We start from the raw sequence: 6,351 nt of genomic DNA on the forward strand, positions 1-6,351 counted from the left end.
CCGGTCAGGGCGTCGCGCAGCTCTTTCGCGCGCAGGTCTGGTACGCGGTGTACTTCACGTACGAGCCGGCGCGCGCGCGGTAGCAGGCGTTGCTGCACTCGGAGGTCGCGGCCGCGTCGGTGCCGGCCGCGGCGCAGTCGCGGAAGCAGTTCGAGAGCGCGGAGCACTCGGGATCGCCGAAGCACGCGGTCGCCTCGGAGCAGCAGCTGTTCCCGAGGCACTGCACGTAGGCGGAGGTCTCGGCCGAGCCGGCGCCGTCCAGCATCGCGCAGGTCGCCGGCTCGGCGTCGAGGCCGCACGCGAGCTTGGTCGACGCGCCCTCCGGCGCGCAGGTGTCGCCGATCGCCTTCGCGAGGAGCTCGCGCGTGATCGCGCCGAACGTCGCGTACATGCCGCCGTCGCGGCAGAGGCGGCCGGTCTGACCGAACGTGGTCGACGCGACGCCGTAGATGACGAGCTGGCCGTTCTCGCGGCGGAGGAGGGGACCGCCCGAGTCGCCGTGGCAGACCTGGACCTCGCCCTGCGTCGCGGGCGCGCCGACGTAGACCTCGTAGTCGTCCGAGAGCGGGACCTCGTAGCGCGCGCGGAGGGCGGCGAGCTGCTCCGGGGTGGGGTTCGCGCCGAACATGTTCTTCTGCGCCTCGACGTACGCGTCGGCGGTCGGAAACGCGGCCTTGGCCGGCGCGCCGGTCATCGCCCCGAGGCGCACCGTGCCCATCTTGCGCGTGCTCGAGGTGCCGATCGCGTCTTGCGTGCCGTAGCCGATCGCGATGAACGGCGCGCCGAGGTCCTCCGCGCGCGGCGGGTTCGGCGCGATCGGGAGCGGCTTCGCGATCGTCGCCGGCACCGCCTGCTTGAGGCGGTAGAGCGCGACGTCGGAGCCGAGGCCGGTGTAGCCGCCGCGGAAGAGCGGCGCGACCTCGACCGACTCCACCTCGATCGCGGCGATCGGACGGCGCGCGTTCGGGCCGAGGAGGAAGAACACGCGCCCCCGCTCCATGCGGTAGCCGGAGCCCTCGACGGTGGGCTTGTCCATCACGCAGTGCTTCGCGGTGAGGACGACGTCGGGCGCGATGAGCGCGCCGGTGCAGTTCGAGGAGGCGGTGTTGCTCCGGAACGCGAGCTGGCCGATCGAGTCGAACTCGGCGTTCAGCGCGTCGACGCCGCCTTGGATGTCGCTCTCGTTCGTGTCGATCGCCGTCTCCGCCTCCTCGGTCGCGGCGGTGCACGCAGCGGTGGAGACCGAGGCCAGGACTGCGAGGACGACGAACGCGGAACGAGCCAAGAGCACACCTCCGAAAAGGAAGGCGGTTCCTACTCTCGAAATCGCGCGGCGCAACGCCGGTGAGGGGATTGAGACGTTTGCACTTCTCGAGCAATTTCAGGGGGGATAGCGTGGGTCCGGATGATCGACGCGCGGGCCCGGAAGATCGCGTTCGCCCTGCTGGCGAGCCCCGTCGTCGTCGTCGCCGTCCTCTCGTTCGACGCGTCTCGCCGGCGCGCGGCCAGCCGCGCCCAGCAGCCCGCGGTCGACGCGCTCGCGGTGCGCCTCCCCACGAGCGACCTCGCGCTCTCCGGCGGAGCGCGCTGGCTCCGCGCGCCCTCGCTCGAAGAGCCGTCCGCGGCGTTCGCCGACGGCCCCGCGATCCCGGACCCCGATCCCGCCGGCGGCGCGATGGCGCCTCCCGTCGGCGCCTGGCCAGAGGCCCGCAAGTGAGCCGAGCGACGCGTCTCCGCGCGGGGGCGGGGCGATGAAGGTCTCGCTCCTCGCGTATGCGCTGGGTGCGCTCGGGCGGCGGAAGGCGCGATCGTTCGCGCTCGGCGGCGGGCTCGCGTTCGCGGTCGCGCTCATCGCCTCCGTGTTGTTCCTCACCGAGTCGCTGCGCGCGGAGGCGGATCGCGCGCGCGCGGCGCAGCCCGACGTCGTCGTGCAGAAGCTCGTCGGCGGACGGCCGTCGACGATCGGCGCGGCGGAGGCGGCGAAGCTCGGCGACATCCCTTCCGTGCGGAGCGCCGTGCCGCGCGTCTGGGGCTACGTGTTCCTGCCGGCGCTGCAGGGCAACGTCACGATCGTCGGGACGCCGAAGGGCGCGCCCGCGCTCTCGCAGTCGAACGGCGTCCTCGAGCACGGTCGCGACGTGACGCCGGGGCAGCACGAGATGATCGCGGGCGTCGACCTCGCGCACTTCCTCGGGATGTTGCCCGGCGACGAGCTCGGCCTGCCGTCGGCCGATCCGCGCGCGCACGCGATGAAGCTCGTCGGCACCTTCCGCTCGTCGCTCGATCTCTGGACCGCCGACGTCATCGTCTGCGACGAGGACGACGCGCGCGCGCTCCTCGGCGTGCCGGACGGAGAGGCGACCGACGTGGCGGTCACGCTCGCGAACCCGGCCGAGGCCCGCGTCGTCGCGCGCACGATCCTCGAGCGCATCCCGGCCGCGCGCGTGATCGAGAGGGACCTCCTCGAGCGCGTCTATCACCTCGCCTACGGCCGCCGCGCGGGCCTCGTGCTCGGCGCGTCGATCCCCGCCATCCTCGCGTTGCTCGTCCTCGCGTGGGATCGCGCGAGCGGCCTCGGCGCCGACGAGCGCCGCGAGATCGCGATCCTGAAGGCGGTCGGCTGGTCCACCGCGGACATCTTGTGGGCGAAGCTCTCGGAGTCGATCCTCGTCGGCGCGGCGGCGACCGCGCTCGGGCTCTTGCTCGGCTACGCCTGGGTTTACTGGCTCGGCGCGCCTGGGCTCCGGCCGGCGCTCGTGGGGTGGAGCGTGCTCTATCCGCGCTCGGCGCTGACGCCCGTGGTCGACGTCGCGGAGCTGCTCGGCGTGACGACTGCGATCCTCGGCCCGTTCGTGCTGCTGAGCATCGTGCCCGCGTGGCGCGCCGCGACCGCCGATCCCCTCGAGTCGATGCGCTCGTGATAAGCTGAGAGGCGTGGTGAGCTTCGACGCACGCGTGTTCACGCTGGAGGAGGTCAACGACCTCGTCCCGAAGCTCGCGCCGGTGGTGAAGCGTCAGCTCGAACGGCGCTCCGCGATCGAGGCGCTCTTGATGAAGCTCGGTCGCGAGCTCGGGGACGTGCCGGAGAGCATCGTGCTCGACCCCGCCGATCCGACGAACATCCGCGAGATGAAGCGCGACCTCGTCCGCCAGATCGAGGAGTACCGCGCGGGCTGGCGCGAGGTGGAGGAGATGGGCGCGGTGCTCAAGGACGCGCGGAGCGGGCTCCTCGACTTCTACGGCAACGTCGACGGGAAGCTCGTCTGGCTCTGCTGGAAGTACGGCGAGGACGCGGTGAACCACTACCACGCGCTCGAAGAAGGCTTCTCCAACCGCAAGCCGATCGCGCAGAGCATGCGGCAGCGGCTCCTCAACTAGGTCGCGATGACGACGCCCGATCGCCAGGCGGCGGCCGCCGCGATCGACGCCTTCCTTCGAGCGCTCGGCGTCGCGTCGGAGGAGACGGCCGGCACCGGCGAGCGCGTCGCGCAGATGTTCGCCGAGGACCTCTGCGCGGGCTACGCGGTCGACACGAAGGCGCTCGTCGAGGGCGCCGTCATCGACGTGAGCCGGCCTTCGCTCGTCGTCGTGCGCGACGTCGCGGTGACGACGACGTGCCCGCATCACCTCCTCCCGTCGATGGGGAGGGCGACCGTCGCGTTCAAGGCGACGACGCGCGCGATCGGCCTCGGCGCGGTGGCCGCGCTCGTCGACGCGCACGCGCGGAGGCTCGCGCTGCAGGAGCACATCGGCGAAGGCGTCGTCGACGACCTCGACGCGTGCCTCCGCCCCGACTGGGTCGGCTGCCGCCTCGTGCTCGCGCACGGCTGCATGATCGCCCGCGGCGAGCGCGCGATCGGGACCACGGTCGAGACCGTCGCCCTGCGCGGCCCGCCCGATCGCGTGAGCGAGGCCCACCGCGCCCTCGGAGTCGGCGCGTGACCGTCGGCGGACGCGTTCGCGTCGGGGGTGGCGCGTGAGCGTGGCGGTCGTGACTGGGGCGGGGCGGGGGATCGGGCGCGCGATCGCGAGTGAGCTCGCCGCGCGCGGGATGGACGTCGCCGCGCTCGGGCGGGACGAGGCCGCGCTCGCGGCGGTGGCGGACGAGGTTCGCGCGCGGGGGCGTCGCGCCCTCGCGGTCCACTGCGACGCCGCCCGCGCGGACGAGGTCGAGGCGGCCGCCCGCCGGATCGTCGCCGAGCTCGGCGTCCCCACCGTCGTGATCCCCAACGCCGGCGTCGTCCATCGCCGCTCCATCCTCGACACCACCGAGGCGCAGTGGGACGAGCAGCTGGACGTCAACCTGAAGGGCCTCTTCCTCGCGGTTCGCGCGTTTTTGCCGAAAATGCTCGAGGCGAAGCGCGGCCGTTTCGTCGCGATCGGCAGCATCTCGGGGACGCTCGGCACCCCCCGCCTCGCGGCCTACTGCGCGTCGAAGTGGGGGACGGTGGGCTTCGTCAAGTCCTTCGCCGAGGAGCTCCGCGGTACGGGACTCCAGGCAATGTGCGTGATGCCGGGATCCGTCGACACGGATATGCTGAAGGGGAGCGGCTTCGCTCCCGCGATGCAACCCGAAGACGTCGCGCGGATCGTGGCCTGGCTCTCCCTCGAAGCCCCCAACGCCATGAACGGAAGCTGTGTCGACGCCTTCGGACCCTGAGCACGCGATGCAAGACCTCTTGGAGATCGACGACGCGATTTTGGAGGAAGTGCCGGTCTTCCCGCTTCCGCAGATCGTCCTCTTTCCGCACGCGCACCTCCCCCTCCACATCTTCGAGCCGCGCTACCGCACGATGCTCGAGCACTGCCTCGCGTCGAACCGCGCGATCGTGATCGCGCAGCTCGACCGCAAAGGTGGGGACCGCATCAACGAGTACGCGGGCGCGGGCTTCATCACCGAGCACCACAAGCTCGCGGACGGGCGCTCGAACATCGTCGTCGCGGGCCGCGCGCGCGTGCGCCTCGAGGAGCTCGTGTTCGAAGATCCGCCGCGCTACCCGTACAAGCGCGCGCGGGCGACGCTCATCAACGAGCCGTCCGTGCCGGTGAGCGATCACGAGGCGAGCGCGCTCCTCGCCGCCGCGTCGATGTTCGCGTCGGAGGTGAAGAAGCACGACCCGACCTTCACCTTCCGCCTCCCGCGCGACGCGGACGCGAGCGGCATGGCCGACGCGTGCGCCTTTCAGCTCGTGGTCGACCCCGCGATCCGGCAGGCGATCCTCGAGCAGGTCGATCCGCTGAAGCGCGTGCGCATGGTGACGAACCAGCTCGCGGTGCAGCACAGCGCGATGCTCGGCGACGCGGTCGGCTCGCTCCTCAACTGAATGCTCCTCGACGCAATGCTCATCGCCGACGCGCCGAAGAAGGAGGTCGGGCGCATCCCGCTCGCCGAGCTCAAGGAGAAGGAGCTCGTGCGCCTGACCTATCCGCCGTTCGACGTGCTCGTCGCGTGGGCGGACGGCAACGTCTACGCGATCGAGGACGCGTGCAACCACGCCGGCGCGAGCCTCGCCGAGGGCTGGCTCGAAGGTCGCTGCGTCGTGTGCCCGATGCACGCGTACGCGTTCGACCTCGAGACCGGCCACCTCGATCGCCCGAAGGGCCTCTGCGGCGATCAGCGCGTCTACGAGGCGCGGATCGAAGGCGACGAGGTCGCGGTCTACGACACGTTCGCGCTGTCGATCGGCTGAGGCGATCACTTCATGAGGAGCGTCGCGTTCGTCGCGAGCGGGCTCACCTGCTTCGCGATGTTCGTCGTGACGGCGTACGCCATCACGATGCGGCCGAAGCCGCCGCCGCCTCCGCCCGCGCCGCCGCCGTGATCCGGGAAGCCGAGGTCGGGCGCGCGTCCGTTGCGGCTCGCGGCGGGAGCGCCGTCGCCGCCCCAGCCGCGCGCGCAGCGGCTGCCGCGCGCCGGCGTCATGTCCGCGCGCCCGTCCTCCGCTTCGCCGCCGTTGCAGCCGTTGCCGGTGCCGGCCGCGCTCGAGCCGCCCCCGCCGCCGTGGGCATAGAGCTCGGCCGCGTAGAGGTCGATCGACGGAGCCTCCACGTAGATCCCGCCGCCGGAGCCGCCGCCGGCGCCGTCGCGCCGGTTGCCGACCGGAGTTCGACCGCCGCCGCCGCCGGCGGTGATGACGCCGCCGAGCACGATCGAACCCGCGCTGGAGATCTGGAGCGCGCCGCCTCCGCCGCCGCCGAGGACGCCGGTGAACCCGCCGCCGTCGTCGCCGCCCGCGCCGCCGGAGCCGCCGGTGAGGAGGCGCAGCGTGGTGTCGGCGCACGCGCCGCCCGCGGCGCCGCCGCCGTTGTTGCCGCCGCCGATCGGGATGTCGTCGCCGCCGCGGCCGCCCG

General features: G+C 72.6%; 9 protein-coding genes. 7 read left to right on the plus strand and 2 right to left on the minus strand.

Annotated elements, in window-relative coordinates:
- Positions 1-4 precede the first annotated feature (4 nt).
- A complete protein-coding gene (locus tag KF837_15560; GenBank protein MBX3228736.1) occupies positions 5-1,285 on the minus strand; it encodes a trypsin-like serine protease in 1,281 nt (426 codons plus the stop codon).
- A gap of 120 nt (positions 1,286-1,405) precedes the next feature.
- On the opposite strand from KF837_15560, the gene KF837_15565 reads away from it, so the two are divergent.
- Genes KF837_15565 through KF837_15595 form a run of 7 tightly spaced genes read left to right on the plus strand, consistent with a single transcriptional unit; the run spans position 1,406 to position 5,690 of the window.
- Complete coding sequence (locus KF837_15565; GenBank protein ID MBX3228737.1) at positions 1,406-1,717, plus strand: hypothetical protein; 312 nt, start codon at positions 1,406-1,408, stop codon at positions 1,715-1,717.
- Between the two features lie 34 nt (positions 1,718-1,751).
- The gene (locus KF837_15570) at positions 1,752-2,921 is read left to right on the plus strand and encodes an FtsX-like permease family protein (protein ID MBX3228738.1); all 1,170 of its coding nucleotides are present in this window, start codon (positions 1,752-1,754) and stop codon (positions 2,919-2,921) included.
- 16 nt (positions 2,922-2,937) lie between these two features.
- On the plus strand, positions 2,938-3,378 hold the full coding sequence (locus tag KF837_15575; GenBank protein MBX3228739.1) for a DUF2203 domain-containing protein: 441 nt from the start codon (positions 2,938-2,940) through the stop codon (positions 3,376-3,378).
- A gap of 6 nt (positions 3,379-3,384) precedes the next feature.
- On the plus strand, positions 3,385-3,942 hold the full coding sequence (locus tag KF837_15580; GenBank protein MBX3228740.1) for a GTP cyclohydrolase I: 558 nt from the start codon (positions 3,385-3,387) through the stop codon (positions 3,940-3,942).
- Between the two features lie 34 nt (positions 3,943-3,976).
- A complete protein-coding gene (locus KF837_15585; protein MBX3228741.1) occupies positions 3,977-4,660 on the plus strand; it encodes an SDR family oxidoreductase in 684 nt (227 codons plus the stop codon).
- Between the two features lie 7 nt (positions 4,661-4,667).
- Positions 4,668-5,324, plus strand: coding sequence for an LON peptidase substrate-binding domain-containing protein (locus KF837_15590; GenBank protein MBX3228742.1), 657 nt, complete (start codon positions 4,668-4,670; stop codon positions 5,322-5,324).
- Complete coding sequence (locus KF837_15595) at positions 5,325-5,690, plus strand: Rieske 2Fe-2S domain-containing protein (protein MBX3228743.1); 366 nt, start codon at positions 5,325-5,327, stop codon at positions 5,688-5,690. It abuts the gene before it with no gap.
- 5 nt (positions 5,691-5,695) lie between these two features.
- On the opposite strand, the gene KF837_15600 is transcribed toward KF837_15595, so the two are convergent.
- Positions 5,696-6,351, minus strand: a 656-nt coding sequence (locus tag KF837_15600) for a hypothetical protein (GenBank protein ID MBX3228744.1), incomplete at its 5' end; no start/stop codon positions are given.

Origin of the sequence: Labilithrix sp. (genome assembly GCA_019637155.1) — a bacterium.
GTDB lineage: Bacteria > Myxococcota_A > Polyangia > Polyangiales > Polyangiaceae > Labilithrix.

Excerpts from the sequence above, each read along its gene's own strand:
- KF837_15565 (MBX3228737.1), top strand. The coding sequence starts at position 1,406 with ATGATCGACGCGCGGGCCCGGAAGATCGCGTTCGCCCTGCTGGCGAGC.
- KF837_15570 (MBX3228738.1), top strand. The coding sequence starts at position 1,752 with ATGAAGGTCTCGCTCCTCGCGTATGCGCTGGGTGCGCTCGGGCGGCGG.
- KF837_15580 (MBX3228740.1), top strand. The coding sequence starts at position 3,385 with ATGACGACGCCCGATCGCCAGGCGGCGGCCGCCGCGATCGACGCCTTC.
- KF837_15590 (MBX3228742.1), top strand. The coding sequence starts at position 4,668 with ATGCAAGACCTCTTGGAGATCGACGACGCGATTTTGGAGGAAGTGCCG.
- KF837_15595 (MBX3228743.1), top strand. The coding sequence starts at position 5,325 with ATGCTCCTCGACGCAATGCTCATCGCCGACGCGCCGAAGAAGGAGGTC.